At 36.4% G+C, this 15,605-nt stretch carries 16 protein-coding genes; 4 read left to right on the top strand and 12 right to left on the bottom strand.

The window, feature by feature from the left end:
• Positions 1-434 precede the first annotated feature (434 nt).
• The 4 genes from IGL70_RS00170 to lacG are packed head-to-tail and all read right to left on the bottom strand — an operon-like array spanning position 435 to position 5,508.
• On the bottom strand, positions 435-2,066 hold the full coding sequence (locus IGL70_RS00170; RefSeq protein WP_002288633.1) for a glycoside hydrolase family 53 protein: 1,632 nt from the start codon (positions 2,064-2,066) through the stop codon (positions 435-437).
• Positions 2,067-2,079: 13 nt separating this feature from the next.
• Positions 2,080-3,753, bottom strand: coding sequence for a PTS lactose transporter subunit IIBC (locus IGL70_RS00165; protein WP_002288634.1), 1,674 nt, complete (start codon positions 3,751-3,753; stop codon positions 2,080-2,082).
• 12 nt (positions 3,754-3,765) lie between these two features.
• Complete coding sequence (locus IGL70_RS00160) at positions 3,766-4,083, bottom strand: PTS lactose/cellobiose transporter subunit IIA (protein WP_002288635.1); 318 nt, start codon at positions 4,081-4,083, stop codon at positions 3,766-3,768.
• A gap of 24 nt (positions 4,084-4,107) precedes the next feature.
• Positions 4,108-5,508 (bottom strand): 6-phospho-beta-galactosidase, encoded by a 1,401-nt coding sequence (gene lacG / locus IGL70_RS00155; RefSeq protein ID WP_002288636.1) that lies wholly within the window; start codon positions 5,506-5,508, stop codon positions 4,108-4,110.
• A 236-nt stretch (positions 5,509-5,744) separates the two neighbouring features.
• Between lacG and IGL70_RS00150 the strand changes: the two genes are divergently transcribed.
• Positions 5,745-6,530, top strand: coding sequence for a DeoR/GlpR family DNA-binding transcription regulator (locus tag IGL70_RS00150; protein WP_002288637.1), 786 nt, complete (start codon positions 5,745-5,747; stop codon positions 6,528-6,530).
• Between the two features lie 2 nt (positions 6,531-6,532).
• Positions 6,533-7,225, top strand: a complete 693-nt coding sequence (locus IGL70_RS00145; protein ID WP_002288638.1) for an HAD family hydrolase — start codon at positions 6,533-6,535, stop codon at positions 7,223-7,225.
• A gap of 273 nt (positions 7,226-7,498) precedes the next feature.
• Here the strand turns inward: IGL70_RS00145 and IGL70_RS00140 are convergent, their stop codons facing one another.
• The 6 genes from IGL70_RS00140 to IGL70_RS00115 all read right to left on the bottom strand — a co-directional run bounded on the left by IGL70_RS00140 (position 7,499) and on the right by IGL70_RS00115 (position 12,679).
• The gene (locus IGL70_RS00140) at positions 7,499-7,870 is read right to left on the bottom strand and encodes a hypothetical protein (protein WP_002288640.1); all 372 of its coding nucleotides are present in this window, start codon (positions 7,868-7,870) and stop codon (positions 7,499-7,501) included.
• Positions 7,871-8,269: 399 nt separating this feature from the next.
• Complete coding sequence (locus IGL70_RS00135) at positions 8,270-8,500, bottom strand: DUF6568 family protein (protein WP_002288642.1); 231 nt, start codon at positions 8,498-8,500, stop codon at positions 8,270-8,272.
• A gap of 93 nt (positions 8,501-8,593) precedes the next feature.
• Positions 8,594-8,932, bottom strand: coding sequence for a hypothetical protein (locus IGL70_RS00130; RefSeq protein WP_002288643.1), 339 nt, complete (start codon positions 8,930-8,932; stop codon positions 8,594-8,596).
• A 928-nt stretch (positions 8,933-9,860) separates the two neighbouring features.
• Entirely contained in the window at positions 9,861-9,977 is a 117-nt protein-coding gene (locus IGL70_RS00125; protein WP_002288644.1) for a putative metal homeostasis protein, read from the bottom strand.
• Between the two features lie 475 nt (positions 9,978-10,452).
• On the bottom strand, positions 10,453-11,331 hold the full coding sequence (locus IGL70_RS00120) for an acyltransferase domain-containing protein (RefSeq protein WP_002321472.1): 879 nt from the start codon (positions 11,329-11,331) through the stop codon (positions 10,453-10,455).
• 322 nt (positions 11,332-11,653) lie between these two features.
• Entirely contained in the window at positions 11,654-12,679 is a 1,026-nt protein-coding gene (locus tag IGL70_RS00115; RefSeq protein ID WP_002288649.1) for an FUSC family protein, read from the bottom strand.
• Between the two features lie 359 nt (positions 12,680-13,038).
• Here IGL70_RS00115 and IGL70_RS00110 point away from each other — a divergent pair, with 359 nt between their 5' ends.
• The gene (locus tag IGL70_RS00110) at positions 13,039-13,542 is read left to right on the top strand and encodes a VanZ family protein (RefSeq protein WP_002288650.1); all 504 of its coding nucleotides are present in this window, start codon (positions 13,039-13,041) and stop codon (positions 13,540-13,542) included.
• An 812-nt stretch (positions 13,543-14,354) separates the two neighbouring features.
• On the opposite strand, the gene IGL70_RS00105 is transcribed toward IGL70_RS00110, so the two are convergent.
• Together IGL70_RS00105 and IGL70_RS00100 are read right to left on the bottom strand one after the other, a co-directional pair.
• Positions 14,355-14,492, bottom strand: a complete 138-nt coding sequence (locus IGL70_RS00105) for a hypothetical protein (RefSeq protein WP_002294338.1) — start codon at positions 14,490-14,492, stop codon at positions 14,355-14,357.
• Positions 14,493-14,586: 94 nt separating this feature from the next.
• Positions 14,587-15,165, bottom strand: a complete 579-nt coding sequence (locus IGL70_RS00100) for a TMEM175 family protein (protein WP_002288651.1) — start codon at positions 15,163-15,165, stop codon at positions 14,587-14,589.
• 168 nt (positions 15,166-15,333) lie between these two features.
• On the opposite strand from IGL70_RS00100, the gene IGL70_RS00095 reads away from it, so the two are divergent.
• Complete coding sequence (locus IGL70_RS00095) at positions 15,334-15,531, top strand: hypothetical protein (protein WP_002294340.1); 198 nt, start codon at positions 15,334-15,336, stop codon at positions 15,529-15,531.
• The last annotated feature ends 74 nt before the right edge of the window (positions 15,532-15,605 follow it).

The raw sequence follows: 15,605 nt of genomic DNA, 5'->3' as shown, positions 1-15,605 counted from the left end.
AAGAGCTTGATTTTCATAAAAAATGATATGGTTCCCTACCAAAAGAGACTGTAATATAAGTTAATTTGTTTCATTCTTATCATAAAAAGAAGTTCTCGAAAAACGAACTGTTTTCCGAGAACTTTTTTCTATCCATCTAAGTGCTCAAATCATATTCACGACGGAATTCTAAGGTTACCCTTTTTTAAACAAACTTTATGTTATCTGCACAACTTTTTGCAATTTTTTCATTGCTTCTTACGAAATCGTTGAACTCTCTTTAGCATAATACAAAGTGTAGATGAAGTCTGGTGCTTTACTCGTTTTGGTAAAAATGATTGGAAATCGTTTCTGGTTATTTTTGGCAAAGGCGAGGTGCAGGTTCGATTCCTGCCTTCTACGCTAACGATGTGGCTGAAGGGAACCTCCGATCTTGAATCGAAACGATCCGCAGTCTATTGTTTCACCAATGAAACAAAATCAACGTTCGTCCAAGCATTTCCTGAAGCCTTGCTATAAACCCCAATTTCACAAACACCTGTTGTAATTGGAATGTCTTTGATTGTAATTTTTGTCCATTCACTTGTTTTAACAACCGCAGTATTTAGTTCCGCTCCACCATAATTTTTGATATATAACTGATTAGTATCAAACTCTCCCCCAGACATTACATAGGCACTCAATGTGTAAGTTCCTTTGCTTATGCCACTAACATTTTGATAAGCTGATGCCTCGTATGCTTGATCCTGCCAAAAAGTTAGTTTGTAGTCCCCAAAAAAAGTGCCCGCTTCCGTTTTGATCGTACCCTTAGCGGTTCCTTGTTGAAACCAGGTTTGCCAATTGGAAGGACTGGTCGTTGGTCCATCGCTTTCGAAACTTGCATTTTTAACTAGATTTATTTGCGCCCCTGCTTGTTTAAACGCACGCAAGCTTGGCAAGGCGTTTCCAGCAAAATCAAACATCGCCTGGTTGTCCCATTCGTTTCCCATAGTGGATTGAACACTGAGATAATTCATACCTGCTTGTGTTGCCCAACTCACATTTCCGTTGTACCAAAGAGGTTCCCAATAGAAGAAGCCCGCCCCGCGATTATTCGGTACTGCCTGAATCCGATCGGCAAGATCCAGCAAATACTCTGCTTGTCCTGTCGGTGTTGGTTCATATCCCCCCGCAGCTGCTTCGGCTTCGCCAAAAGCATTTGGCATAGTATCGGCATTCGCTGTTGTATGCCCATAAGCTGTTTCAACTACGATCACTTCTTTACCATACCGTTGGCTGATCGCATTCATATTGGTTTGAAGTTCATTCATTGAACCGTGCCAATACGGATAATACGACACTCCAATTAAATCAAATGACACACCTCGACTCGTGATTTCATCAAACCACCAAGTAAATGCTCCTGTATCGCCACCATCAGCTAAGTGGAGCATTACTGGAGTTGTTTTAGGTTGAGTGTCTCGAACAGCTTGGATACCAGACTTCAAAAAAGCAGCCAATCGATCAAATTCTCCCCCGCCTTCTCCCCAAGACTTGCCATAAGGCCAGAGCATTCCGCTATTCAGTTCATTGCCGATCTGAACCATATCAGGATAAACGTCCAGCTGCTTCATTTCCGACAGAACGTTCTTTGTATAGTCGTACAATGCCGTATTCATTTCTTCAAAGGTCAGACCTTGCCATGCTTTAGGAAGATTCTGTTTCCCAGGATCAACCCAAAAATCACTATAGTGAAAATCCAGCAGCACCTTAAGTCCCAGATTTTTTGCTCGTTTTGCAAGGTCAATCGTCGTTTCCAGATCATTTGTCCCTGCTCCATAACTTTCTCCATTACTATTATAAGGATCCTGCCACAAACGCAGTCGAACATAGTTGACACCATTATTTTTTAAAATCTCTAAGGCATCTTTTGAAATATCGTCTTCATAATATTTTGCACCAGATTTTTCCATATCTGACAGGATCGAAATATCTGCTCCGCGAATAAATTCGCTGGCAGATGCTTCAACAGTTTTTGAAACAGCCCCCAAAGCCCCTAACACAGCTGCAAATAAAACAGCTTTACGCAACCAAATTCCCATTTTCATTATGGCTCCTCCTTTATTGAAATTGGTTCAGAATAAACTGAACAGCTTTTTCAGGATCTCTCGTTAATCCGATATATTCTGCTCCTTTTGTCGCAACCAGCTTGATTCCTAAGCGATCGGTGTCTTCTTTGATATCATCATAGTAAGAATTGACTTGCGGTGCTAAGACCACCATATCAAAATCCTGCAGCATTTCGTAATGAGAACCATAAGCACCCGCCATTGCACTGATCGGTGCTTTCGATTCAGATGCACCTTTTTTTAAAGCATTAGCTAACATCGCACTTGTCCCTGCGCCAGCACAAAGTACCAACACATTGATTTCTTTATTTGCATCGCTGATAACTTGACTCGCTGCCACAGGTACTTCCTCACGTACATCGGCAGAAGCACCTTCCTCGGTTGCGATCACCTCTGCTTTTTGTGCTTCTTTCTCTACTAAGACAGCATCGTATGCTTTGCAAAATGGTAGATAGATCAGGAAGTCAACGACGATTAGAACCGCTGCTAGAACAAAAGCTAAGATACCCATGCCCGTTCCTAGAACCAAACCGATCGGTGCTGGAGTTGCCCAAGGCAAAACGTACATAAAGCTGTTCATGCCCAATACATCGACAAAAAACTTGAACAGGCAAACGTTTACAACAGGTGTTAACAAAAATGGAATAAAAAAATAAGGGTTCAAAATCATGGGTGCCGCAAATAGCAATGGTTCGTTGACAGCGAAACTTACTGGAATAAAGGAAGCTTTCCCAACTGCCTTCAACTGCTTAGACTTAGCAAAGAGTAGGAAGATAAAAGGAACAACCAATGTTGCCCCAGTTCCTCCCATAGTTCCTACAAAATTCCCTAAACCCACCGTCAGTACTTTAGAAGCTTGTTCACCGGAATTGAACAATTGCAGATTGGTTTCCACATTGGCATAGATAATTGCCGCAATTGCCGGCTCCACGATCGACGGTCCATGAACACCGACAAACCAAAACAGCGCCATCGCTCCCCAGATAATAGCGATTCCTAAGTACCCGTCAGCTGCTGTAAATAGCGGCTGCAGCACCGTAATGATTGCTTCTGCAAATGAGATTTGGAAGATTTGTCGAATGCCTAAATCAATTAAAACGGCCGCAAATACTGAAAAAGAGAAAGGAAAAATATCTCGGAAGGTTTGCGAAATCGTTCCAGGAACTTCTTTAGGCATTTTAATGGTAATATCTTTCAGCACACAAAACTTATATAAATTAACTGTTAAAAATGCAGCGACAAAGGAAGCCAGTAGTCCCTTTGTCCCCATATATTCCGTTGAAAATCCACCTTCAATCGGAGAGACGCTTAACAACAGGAAACTTACCACAGAGGCCAGCATCACAGAGGTGGTGTTGATTACTTTGTTTTTCGGTAAGCGACGATTCATCGAATCAGCCAAGCAGCGAGCAGTGGTTGCTGAAACGAGTAACCCTACAACACCCATCGAATAATTATAGACTTTCCATAGCCATGTGGAGACAGATTCAGGCCATTGGTAACCAAAAATCTCAGGAACCGCAGCAATCAAAATGAAAATGCTTGAAAATAAAATAGCTGGCATCGCTGTTAAAAATCCGTCACGAACGGCTCCTAAATAACTATTACGTGAGATTTTTTCAAAAAATGGTTTCCCTTTTTCGATTTGTTTAATGATTCCATCCATAGCGTTCTTCTCCTATCCTTGATTCTGTCTGTACAGTACAATAAAGTCTTGAATCAGATCTCTCAGCAATAAAGTGGTCATTAAATGATCCTGCCCATGGATAAAAATGAATCCCATCTCCATCTCTTTCCCAGATGCTTCTTCCGCTAAAATTTTTGTTTGCGAATTATGTGCAAGGGTTAAATTTTCGTCGGCTTCTTTCAACGCCGAATCAACATGTTCAAAGTTTCCTTGTCTTACTTCTTTCAATAATTTCAATAATGTACTGCGAGCGTCGCCTGAATATGCAACGATCTCAAAACCAAGCATTTGTAATTCCTCTTTATTCATCTTTTCTTCCTCCATTATCACTTATTAAATAATCGTTTTGGTTTCACTGACCAACTTGTACCAGTAAGCTGATTCTTTTGGGTAACGCTTCTGGGTTTCAAAATCAACATAAAACAAGCCATACCTTTTGTTATACCCATTTGTCCATGAGAAAAGATCCATAAGCGACCACAAAAAATACCCCTTCACATTTACCCCGGCTGTTATCGCCTTGCTTAAGGATTCCAAATAGACTCTCAAATAGTCGATTCTCGGCTGATCCATAATAATGCCATCTTCAAACTGATCTTTATACCCCATCCCGTTCTCAGTGATATAGATTTTGTTGTAATGTGGGTAATCGCTTTTAATTCGCAGCAACAAGTCATATAGACCTTCTGGATAAATCAGCCAGTCCCAATCAGTTCGAGGAATTCCTTCTTTATAAATACGTTCTCCGATTCCCTTCACTTTATAAACAGAGGTCCCTTTTTCACCCGTACCGTTATGATGGATTGCATTTTCTCCATCGTAAGCTTTGACAAAATGGCATTGGTAGTGATTGATCCCTAAGTAGTCATTACGCGTGGATGCTTTTTTCAATTCAACGAAATCTTCTTCAGGAAAATGATAGCTGGCCTGATTTGCTTCACATATCTCATCAAGAGCAGTCAAGGTTTCAGTTGAATAATAGCCTAAATAGGTAGCATCTAATAAGAAACGGATCGACAATGCATCGTCTAAAAAGGCAGCATGCTTATCTTCCGGCGCGTCTGTTGCCGCATATTTCGTCTCTAATGAGTGAACTACACCAATTTCACCCGGAAGTTCGTTTTCTTTGAAATAGTTCACTACACGGGCATGAGCAACCATCATATTATGAAGACAGGCGACGATCTTTGTAAAATCATATTTGATTCCTGGTGGGAAAACACCTAACAAATATTGATTGGTTGCAACTGGATAGATTTCATTAAAGGTACTCCACACCTTGACTTCTTTGAATTCATGAAAACAAAAAATGGCATAGGAAACAAATGCTTCTATTGTTTCTCGATTCAAAAAATCTCCATGGTCAAACAAACGTTTAGGGGTATCAAAATGATGCAACGTCACAAACGGCGTTACGTTTCTTTTCTTACATTCTTCGAACACACGATGATAAAAAGCGATTCCTTCTGGATTTGGTTTCCCAGCTCCATCAGGAAAAATGCGGCTCCAAGCAATGGATAATCTTAGACCATTTACACCAAAACGTTCACACAATTCAATGTCCTTTGCATATTGATGATAAAAATCACTTGCCGGATCGGGACTGAATCGCCCTTGTTCCTCTAAAAAGTCATCCCAAGCAACAGCGCCTTTGCCACCTTCCTTAGTGGCTCCTTCAACCTGATAGGCTGCTGTGGCTCCGCCAAAAATAAAATCTTCTGGTAATTTAAGCATGTACATCTCTCCTCAAATCTATAATCAGTTTTCGCTCTTTCTAACTGATTGCATTGTAAACGCATCCAAAACATTTGTCAACAAAAACAAACACAAATAATCATAAAAACCAGAAAACAGCAATAAAATCTATTGTAACAAACATAAAAACCACCCTAAATGTTTACTTTTGTTCGAATTAGATTGACTGTTGTCCGTTTATATGATAGATTATCCTTAAATTAGAGGTGAAGACAATGTTGAAAAAAGAAAGATTGCTTACTATCGTAGAAATGGTCAATAAAAAAGGAATCCTTACCGTTAATGAAATCATCAATCAATTAGATGTTTCTGATATGACCGTTCGCAGAGATTTAGATGAATTAGAAAAATCGGGCAAGCTGCTGCGTGTCCATGGAGGGGCTCAAAGTCTTTCCTACACTTTAGATCAAGAACTTTCTCACACTGAAAAAGCCACTCTGCAGATTCAAGAAAAAAAAGAAATTGCTGCCACAGCAGCCTCCTTGATTCACGAGGGAGAAACGATTTTCTTAGGACCAGGTACAACAATCGAACTATTGGCGACGCATTTACTGAACAAGAAAATTCGGATCATTACAAATAATTATCCAGTTTTTGATATTCTTGCTCAAGCAGATGGACCAGAAATTCTACTGATTGGCGGTGATTTCCGGAAAAATACCGGCGCATTTGTCGGACCGATCACCAACGACAATTTAAGAAGACTAAAGTTTACAAAAGCATTTATCAGTTCAAATGGCGTTCACAACGAAGCGATCTCTACTTACAGTACCGAAGAAGGAGAAGCACAGCAGATCGCTCTAAATAATTCCCGTAAGAAATATCTACTCGTTGATAATAAAAAATTCAATCGAGATGATTTTTATGTGTTTTATAATTTGCATGATTTCGATCTGCTCATTACGGATCGCCAGATCTCGCGGGAGGTTCAAGAGCACTATGCACAATATGTCGATCTGCAAATTGCTGATTCAACCGAAAATACCACTATAGGAGCGTAACTATGAAAGGGATTATATTTGATTTCAACGGAACAATGTTTTTGGACTCTCATCTGCATGAAGCTGCTTGGCTGCATATGATACATGATCATACAAAAGATGGTTTATCAGACGAGGATATTTTAAAAAATATTCATGGTCGGACGAATACGGAGATTTTGAAACATTTCATTTCAGAGCATTTGACCGCCTCTGAGATCGCCGTATTGTCAGAAGAAAAAGAAAGCTATTATCGTATGCTTTGCTTGCAAAATGAAAACGAGCTTCAGTTGACAAAAGGGCTTGAAGCGACTCTTGACCAGCTGACTGACCAACAGATTCCATTAACGATTGCCACGGCTACTGTCAAAGAGAATGTTGCTTTTTATTTTGATATTTTCGATTTAGCCCGCTGGTTTGACTGGGACAAGATTGTCTATGACGACGGCTCTTTCCCTGGGAAACCGCAACCGGATATTTTTCTTAAAGCGGCAGACAAACTGAGCTTAGCTCCGGCTGATTGTCTTGTTATCGAAGATGCTTACTCAGGATTACTTGCTGCCAAACGTGCGGGGATCGGAACAATTATTGCAATTGATCCATTCGGTAAAAACAAAACAGTATTTGAACAGGCACAGCTAAATAAAGATGGAACCATCAAAGATTTTACTGGTTTTTGGACAGAGCACCTGTCTGCCACATCCGTTAATTCTTAAACGATTCAACTAACTACCAAAGAAAAGCAACTGAAATGCACACCTCCTTTTATAAAAAACTGCCAGTGAAACGACATGAAAGATACACTGCTATATCCTTAGTGAAATATAGCAGTGTATCTTTGACTTTTTCATTCTTTTAACCATATGACGCGTTCATCTCTATCTATAATTAACATTAAAAATAGTGTTTTCACATTATTTCTCAAACCAATCTTAAAAATCATCAGGAGTACTTTTTTGATATACTTTTATTAATGCTGGGCGTAATGGTTAAAAGATTTCCACTAGTTCCTCTCCACCAAGCTGAGTTGAAAAATGCTTATCTGTAAACAACATAGACAAAGAGGAAATAAACGTTTCCGTATCTTTCTCTGTCCCAAGGATATTAATTAATTTTCCTACTAGGTAAGTATCATTAAACTTAAGATCTGCCTTCACATCAAAAGTTTTGATAAAAGCTTTTATCATGCGTACAATTTTGTCTTTATCGCCATAATTGATTTCACCACTCATATCAATATAGTCACTAATCCCTGAAGAAATAATGGCAACTGCTTCTTCTTTCGCCTTATCAGATAATTCATTTAATGACTGGGATTGATTGATGACTTCTTGAGTTTTATCTGTTACGTAATCTCTCATTATCCTATCGGCATACTCCGCAAAGTAATCTTGAAAAAATTCTTCTACAGGGTAACCAACTTCGTTTTCCCAACCAGGAGAAATTTCATTATCAGTACTTATTAAATCTATTAAAAACCAACCCGTTCTCTGAGTGTTGATTCTATAATATTTTTAATTTCCTATATAAATCAAAAATATTATAGAATCAATAAGCTAATTAAGAAACAAACTTTAGAAACTCTAGAAGAACTTCTGAATTTATATAGAAGTGTGTAGCTACTTACTAAATATACAAAAGTTAAAATAAAATACTCTGGATACTCTTTATACTGCATTAAAGTTAGTAATATTAACAGCAAAGATATCGAAAAAACAATAACATAATATGTGTCAAAATTTTTCATAATAAGAACTCCCTTACTGTTGCATACTAACATAATCCAAAAACTCTTCTACTTCAGCTAAAGACATTCCACTTTCTTTAGTCCAAAAAACAGTTTTTTCTATCGATCCTTCTCTGTAAACTGTAAATGTCGGAGTCGAGTTAATTGAGTAGCGACTCTTGAATTCTTTCCACTCATTTTCATCTTCTCTAACTTTTGCTACATTCACGTAATAAATATTTTCTTTTCCCTTTTCTACCAGCATATCGAATAGCTTCCTGCTTTTGATGATCGATTTCTTGTGCTACATCTAGTAAATTTTCATCAATTTCTATATCATAAAGTATTTCACTAGTGTCTACATCCACAATATATACTTTTTATCAGTAGCAATTTTTGAGTAATCCGTTAAAATGATCTCAGTCTCGTCACTTTCATCAGTATAAATATACGTTAACAATGAACTCACCTTTTCAATCGGTGTTAGCTCTAAGCCTACTGTATTTTTTACTATTGAGTCATTATTTACCACCATAACTTCGTACTGTATATACCATCCTATTTGGTTTCCATCAATATCAGTAATTGGCTCACTAGCTAATGGAGTCTCCGGAACAATATTTTCCTGATATTTCTTAAACTCTTCTGTAGCACGAAAAAGGTTATCATGTTCCTCACTTGAAACTGGTTGAGTCATAGAAAATGTTACTTGGCTAAACAGAGGGAAAATAAACACTACAATCAACAAAGTATAAAAAAAAAGCCCTTCTTTTTCATTTTTTATCTTCCAATCACAAATTGAAAAACTTATTCCTGCAACTTTGAGTCTAGTATCACAATCGACTGACTACAACTATTCATTTACATTCTACTTTAAGTTCCTCCTTAACCATTAATTTTATTAAAGATACTTGTAATAGTGATTCTCACAAAATTTCATGAAAAATACTTTATTACTGTATCTAAAATTCCAATACACAACTTATCGACTATTATCTGAAAACCAAAACTTATTATTCCTTGATGTTATTCTAGCAATAGTAACTGCTTTTTTATTTTTTTGCATATTTTTTCGGCGTTACTTTTTAAAGTTAACTTTTTCGACAAATAGAAAGAGATACGAATCACTGATTTTTTTGAAGAAAAGAAATGGAGTGAGCTGAACGTTAGAGATATTGGGAGCTTTCGTAACTGCTTATTAAACGATAATGGTTATTTGCAACCGTATTGCTCGCTTCTACATGAAATATTTCATGAAATATTTCGCAAAACCTTTGATTATGTAGTTACGTTTCCATTCTTGACTAAAAATGTTTCAAAAACGAACAAAGGTGTTAAAAGGTAAAGTGATCAATACTACTGGTCAAAATAAGAGGTTGAAAGGGAATTGAAAAATAACTACAGATAATACTTTTATAAACGTACGTGCTTTGTGGTTCTGTAGTTAACTATATAACTGGAATTAGGGAATGGTATCAATTTGAAAAGAAAGATTCTACCAATTTATCATATGTTAAAAATGGAAAATCAACAGCAGTTCTTTCGGAAACCTTACACAAAAACCGATTATTGAAAATAGCCGAAAAACGTTTTTCGGCTATTTTTTTAATTAAGTTTCCTTCTTCTTACCTTTTCCCACTATTCCGTTTCACATCTTTGATGATCTTCAGCGCACGTTTTCGTGTTTTGATATTTGGGCTTTTCAAGCGGCGGTATGCACTTGAGATATCTGTTTTTTCCATATGGACGACCCACTTTCTTCTTTGATTGTAGTCATGCTAAAAAACACAAATCGAAACAATTGCGATTTGTGTTTTAAATGGTATCAAAAGTTAAAATGAAAGTCAACTTGTTAAAACAGTCGATCAGACTAGCTGATTGACTCCTATCTCTGGAAATAAATTTTCATTATTACGTTTTAGCTACCTAAAAAAGGCCCTCTTGTCCGTTAACTTTAATATCTATTGTTATAGCTAGTTTACCTATTGAACGTACTGTGTGTTCGATAGAACACTAAAAAAGAGGCTGGGACAGAAGCGTTTAACTCCAAGAAATAAGAAGAAATTCACGAAAATTGCTTTTCAAATTTTTGTGAATTTCAGCTTATTTCCGAAGGAGTTGCTTCTGCTTCCGCCGTTTATACGTGTTTAGAGCGTGAGACAAAAGTGTTCTTTACTTTTGTCTCACGCTCTTTTAAACTATTTCGAAGTACTAAACTTATGAAGTAAGAATACCTAAGCCAGAGCCAATGTGCTCGCCTGCAAGCAATTGCTCTTTTGCTTGTCGCTGTAAACTCGTACTTTCTGGATAATCATGTATTTGGGCATCTACTCGTCCAAAGATCCAAGGGACTCCACTATCGTCCTGTTCATCAACTGATAATAATCGATAATCGGCTGCAAAAAGACAGATTTTTGACTCTTTTTTCAACCATTTAGTAAGATTGGGTGATAGTAACCAAGTATCTGTGTACATCACTTGGTAATGGTAATCAGGAAAATAAAGTTCAAAAAAACGAATGGCACTTTCGTAACTATCTCTTATCTTATTCTGAGATAAATCTGCATCGGAAGGAATATGAAGAGAAAGGCACTGCTTTCCTTCTAATCTTAGATCCGTGTACCCTTTCGGAAAATATGTCATTTCGTACTCCAATTCACCAATCCGAAAGATCAAGCCACTAGTGTAATGCCAAATCCAAAAACCACGGTCAAAGCGATAGCTTCCTGTTACTTGGAAATGTTCATGAATAAATCTAGTAAAAGCATTCATTGTTGCCAAATAGATAGTTCTTGGAATCTTCAATGGTTGATAAATTTTTTTCCAACTTTGAGAAGCTGCATATAGATAAATAGCTAATGCTGCAAAAGGTTCCTCTTCATAGACTTTGTCTATTTTCTTTGCAGTCGCCTTTGCTTTATTAGGATCCATTAGTTCATGACTATATTGCTCAAACACCTCATCAAGGATGTTTTTTGCTTGTACAATCATTTGCTCTATAACGACTTTGGGAAGAGTTAAAGTTTCTGCCAGAATTTGGATTTCATTGCTTATTTTCTTCATCAAATTTCCCCTTTTCATATCTTTGAACCTCATTGTTTAAATGACTGATTATCCGGACACCATATGGTATAAACATACTTTTATTGTACACTAACTATAAAACTTAAACTTTCTATGAAGAAAGAATATCTGTAAGACTTTCAAGGAAAGCATTGACCATCTCAGGAAAGTTTATTCAGTTACCATCATAAACAAAATTTTTTGATAGAATAAATATAAAATTTTTTTGAAAGTTCCTTTCCACATTTTTGTGTGAATTTGACTTAATGCTGAGAATCTGGCTTTTGAACACCTTGAATTAGAGGTTGTGACAAAAATCTTGTCATAACCTCTTTTGGCACATATATTTGTCCTTCTATTCTAATTTTTGACGAACAACCGTTAAATAATGTTGCAAACCAACCGTCATTACCCACGCAACACCTAAACCGATGAAACTTCCTATGACGATCCCTAAAAAACGATATTCGATCAAAGAAATCAAGTATGCTCCACGAATAAGTGTAGATAGCATCAACGCCATCGGATTAAGAAAAATATTAGCAACTGCATAATTTCTAGCAACTAGAAATTGTGCGATTCCATATAGAAAAGTGATCAGAAAAATGGTCTGCAACTGCGTAAACGGCACAAATGACAAGAATGCCGACACACATAACCCACCCATCGATCCAATCAGATATTGGACTTGTCGATGCTTCATCGCATCCAAGTTTTCTGCTAGCAAAATCGATGCACATGACAAGGTCAACCAATAAGGATTATGCAGATTCAAGCCGTGACTGACATAAACGGAAAGAAATAAGGCAGCGCTGTAGAAAACAGAATCAATGATCACTAAAGGCTCTTCGTGAAATCTTTCTTTTAAAGTTGCTTTTTCAATTGTCTGCTCAGGCCGTGAATCCAGTAATTTTGTAATCACTGCCGCAATCAGGGCAAAAACGACACCCATAAAAAAATAAAGTGAGACGATCGGTAATTGAGCGATTGGCAGCTGCATGCTCGTTCCCATGGCAGAAAGCATCGCAAAAAACAAGCCACCTGGTTTAGAAATATGGAATAATCGCAACACGAATCTGCTGGAAAAAGCAACCAAAGCTACGGCAAATGGTTCAAGCCATAAAACATAAGTCGATAAGATCCCCAAAACGAAAGCAACCAACAGTCCGCAACCGATCAGAAACATACGTTTCAGCAAATATTTCATCGGTATGTTTTGATAATAGAAAAAAGTAAAGATCCCTAATGATGAAAAACTTGAAATCAAAAAATCATGATTTATGTAACCTAACCATAATACAATAAAGATAAGTAGCATCAGATTCATGATACGAAAAGGATTATCTTGTATTTTATTGAAACGAAAATAAGTCTTGAACAATCTATCCCTCCTTCCTAGTAATTGGAAAAAAAGCTGAACCAAGATGAAATGCCAATCCCGTTTGTCAGCATTACCTAGTATAACAACTATTTCTTGATTTTTCATAAACTTAGTATCAAAAAGTAAACAACTTGGAGAAATTAGAACAAAAAACGAACATTCCGAGTCGTTTTGACAGAAAAAAGATAGCAACTTTTCCAAGCAACTCGCTATCTTAGCTTTGTTAAAGAAACCGGATTCCCAACAAAAAAAAAGCTTCTAATTTTCGTACGATAACTACGTTGGTCCTTAAACTTCATACTTTTTTATGATTTTTCAGCGGTTTTCGATGGTATACTTTTTAAATGGAGGAGATGTCTATGCGGTATGTATCAAAATTTTTATTAGGGATTTATTTATTCTTTCTATTATGGTTGATTTTATTCAAGCTATCATTTAATCTTCCACAATTTCTCACTTATTCTTACAGCAATGTCAATCTCGTCCCTTTTTCTACTTTTTCTTTTGAAAATACGACGGTATTACGTGAGACCACTTATAACTTGATTGTCTTTTTTCCTTTTGGGGTGCTTTTGAATGTCAATTTCAAGAGACTTTCTTTTTCTAAAAAATTAGGGATTATTTTCCTTGTAAGCTTCTTGGCAGAATTGATTCAATTCCTATTCGGTATTGGCGTAGCGGACATCACTGATTTGATAACTAATACAACAGGAGGACTGATAGGTTTATGGGCCTATCAACTTCTAAACAAACATCTATCGACAAATAAGTTAGACCGTCTAGCCATTATTTTGGGATACATTTTATTCTTATTTCTGATCGTAGCTTTTTTATTTTTGACCCGAACTGTCCGTCTTCAATAAAATCGTTCGTAAAAAAAGACCGTAATAGACACATTCCAATGTGTATCTATGACGGTCTTTTTATTCAGTCATTGGTTTAAAAAAATCTATTTTCATCTCTAATCTACTATATTATTGCAGCAGGACGACTTGCAGTTTGAAACTGACAGGCTATATTCCCCTTATTTAACAAAAAGGGTTTTTTTTTAGCTTAAAGGCTTAAAATCTTAACATTCTTCCTAGTCAATATCTCAATCTAGAAAGGAATTCCGTCTTAATTTATACCCTACTCAGGTATATTATTTTTCTATAAAAAGCTTGTTTTATAAGTAATTACTTTATATTTTCTATGGTTTTTCTCCTTATTTAGGCTCCCTTCTCCTTGATTCTGCCAGTATATTCTGCCTGATCCTACTTTTTGAAGGCATTTCAAAGGAAAAAAACAGTAGTTTTTAGAAGTAGTAGAGAAATCTGAGACACGGTATTTTCTGTGTCGTTATTTTTTAAGTATAAAATAACAAAAGTGTAAAATGAGATATGTTATTTTTTTATTCCAAAAACCACACCGTTTTATACTGTTTGAAAACACGTTAATATTTATTCATTTCTGTTGTATATCTCCTATCAAAAGAAATCTATACGCCCTTCTTTGACTAGTTTTTTATTTTTATCTCTTACGAAGTTATCCACTGTGGAAAAACTAACTATCTATTTTTCGATACACTTTTCTAAAAATTAAATTTTCCACAAATAAAAACACGTTTACAACAGAATCATACTGCTGTAAACATGCTTTTCTTAAATAGATAGAACATCAGATTACATAAAGATGTTTATTTTTTTATTGCTGTGAATAATGTCAAAAATCCTACGACACCAACTACTGTCCAAGTCAAATGACCTTGATCCAAATAAATAAGCATCGTGACAAAACTAGTAATCAGTCCTACATGAATTCTTTTTTGATCCATCTGCATCCCTCTTTGAATACTAGTATCACTCGGATATTTGATCGTTTATTTATTTTTTCTATATTTTTCTCTTAAATTTTAAACACGGATCATTTTACCGATATTGTGATTCGATGGTACGACTTGGGATGATCCAAGCAGCTAGAATCACGATGTTTGCGATCAGCACGGCTACTGGCGCTACTAAATACCCTAAGACAATTCCTAACACATTCAAACCAATCGATAGATACGATTTCTTGTAATTATTCAACATCGCCTTCAATGCTTTCTCGTGGCCTTTATTTGCTTTGACAAGTTCTTTTGCCAAGATATAATACGCAATATTAGCGGTCAAGGTAACAAAACCATAAGTCATTTCTGGAGCCAGGCTATTGATGTACTCACTGATCCATGAAGTTGCAAACGGAAAAAGCGAAAGCGCAAAAACAAAGAAACTGTTCGCCCATAAGACCCGTCCATTTATCTTATGTACAACTTGAAATAAATGATGATGATTGTTCCAATAAATCGCTAAAATGATAAAACTGACAATATAGATAAAAAATCGGTAACCTAATGCAGCGAGCGCCTCCCACGTGTCTCCGTTAGGTTCATGAAGTTCTAAAACTAAAATAGTCATGATAATCGCGATTACAGCATCTGTAAATGCTTCAAGACGATTTTTAGGCATGATATTCTCCTCCTTTTCCGCTCTATTTTAGATGATAAACCAGAGAAAAAGCAATTGTTTGATCATTTAAGTAGATGAAGTAAAAATCAGTCTTCAGTTGGAGGTGTTTTTAAACAATCCCTGTTATACTTTTTCTATAGTAAAGAATGAACAAGAGGAGGGTTTTGTATGCGTCAAAAAAATATGTTCTTAAATATCTTCATGGTTCTTTTAGTGCTAATTGCAGCTAGCTTCGTCATCAGTCTTTTTGTCAGTGTCCTAAGCGGGCTTTTATGGTTTGCGGTCAAAGTTCTAATCCCAATCGCACTTATCATCTGGCTTGTTCGCTGGATCAAAGGAAATACACATAGAAAAAACTATTATTAATGTATGATACCATTCACTTCATTATGATATAACTTACTAAAAAAATAGGGTCGCGATATAAGTTCGCGGCCCTA

Origin of the sequence: Enterococcus sp. DIV0901a (genome assembly GCF_051711525.1) — a bacterium.
GTDB lineage: Bacteria > Bacillota > Bacilli > Lactobacillales > Enterococcaceae > Enterococcus_B > Enterococcus_B faecium.
The sequence above is the reverse complement of the archived record's forward strand: the minus strand, read 5'-3'. Positions and strand labels throughout refer to the sequence as shown.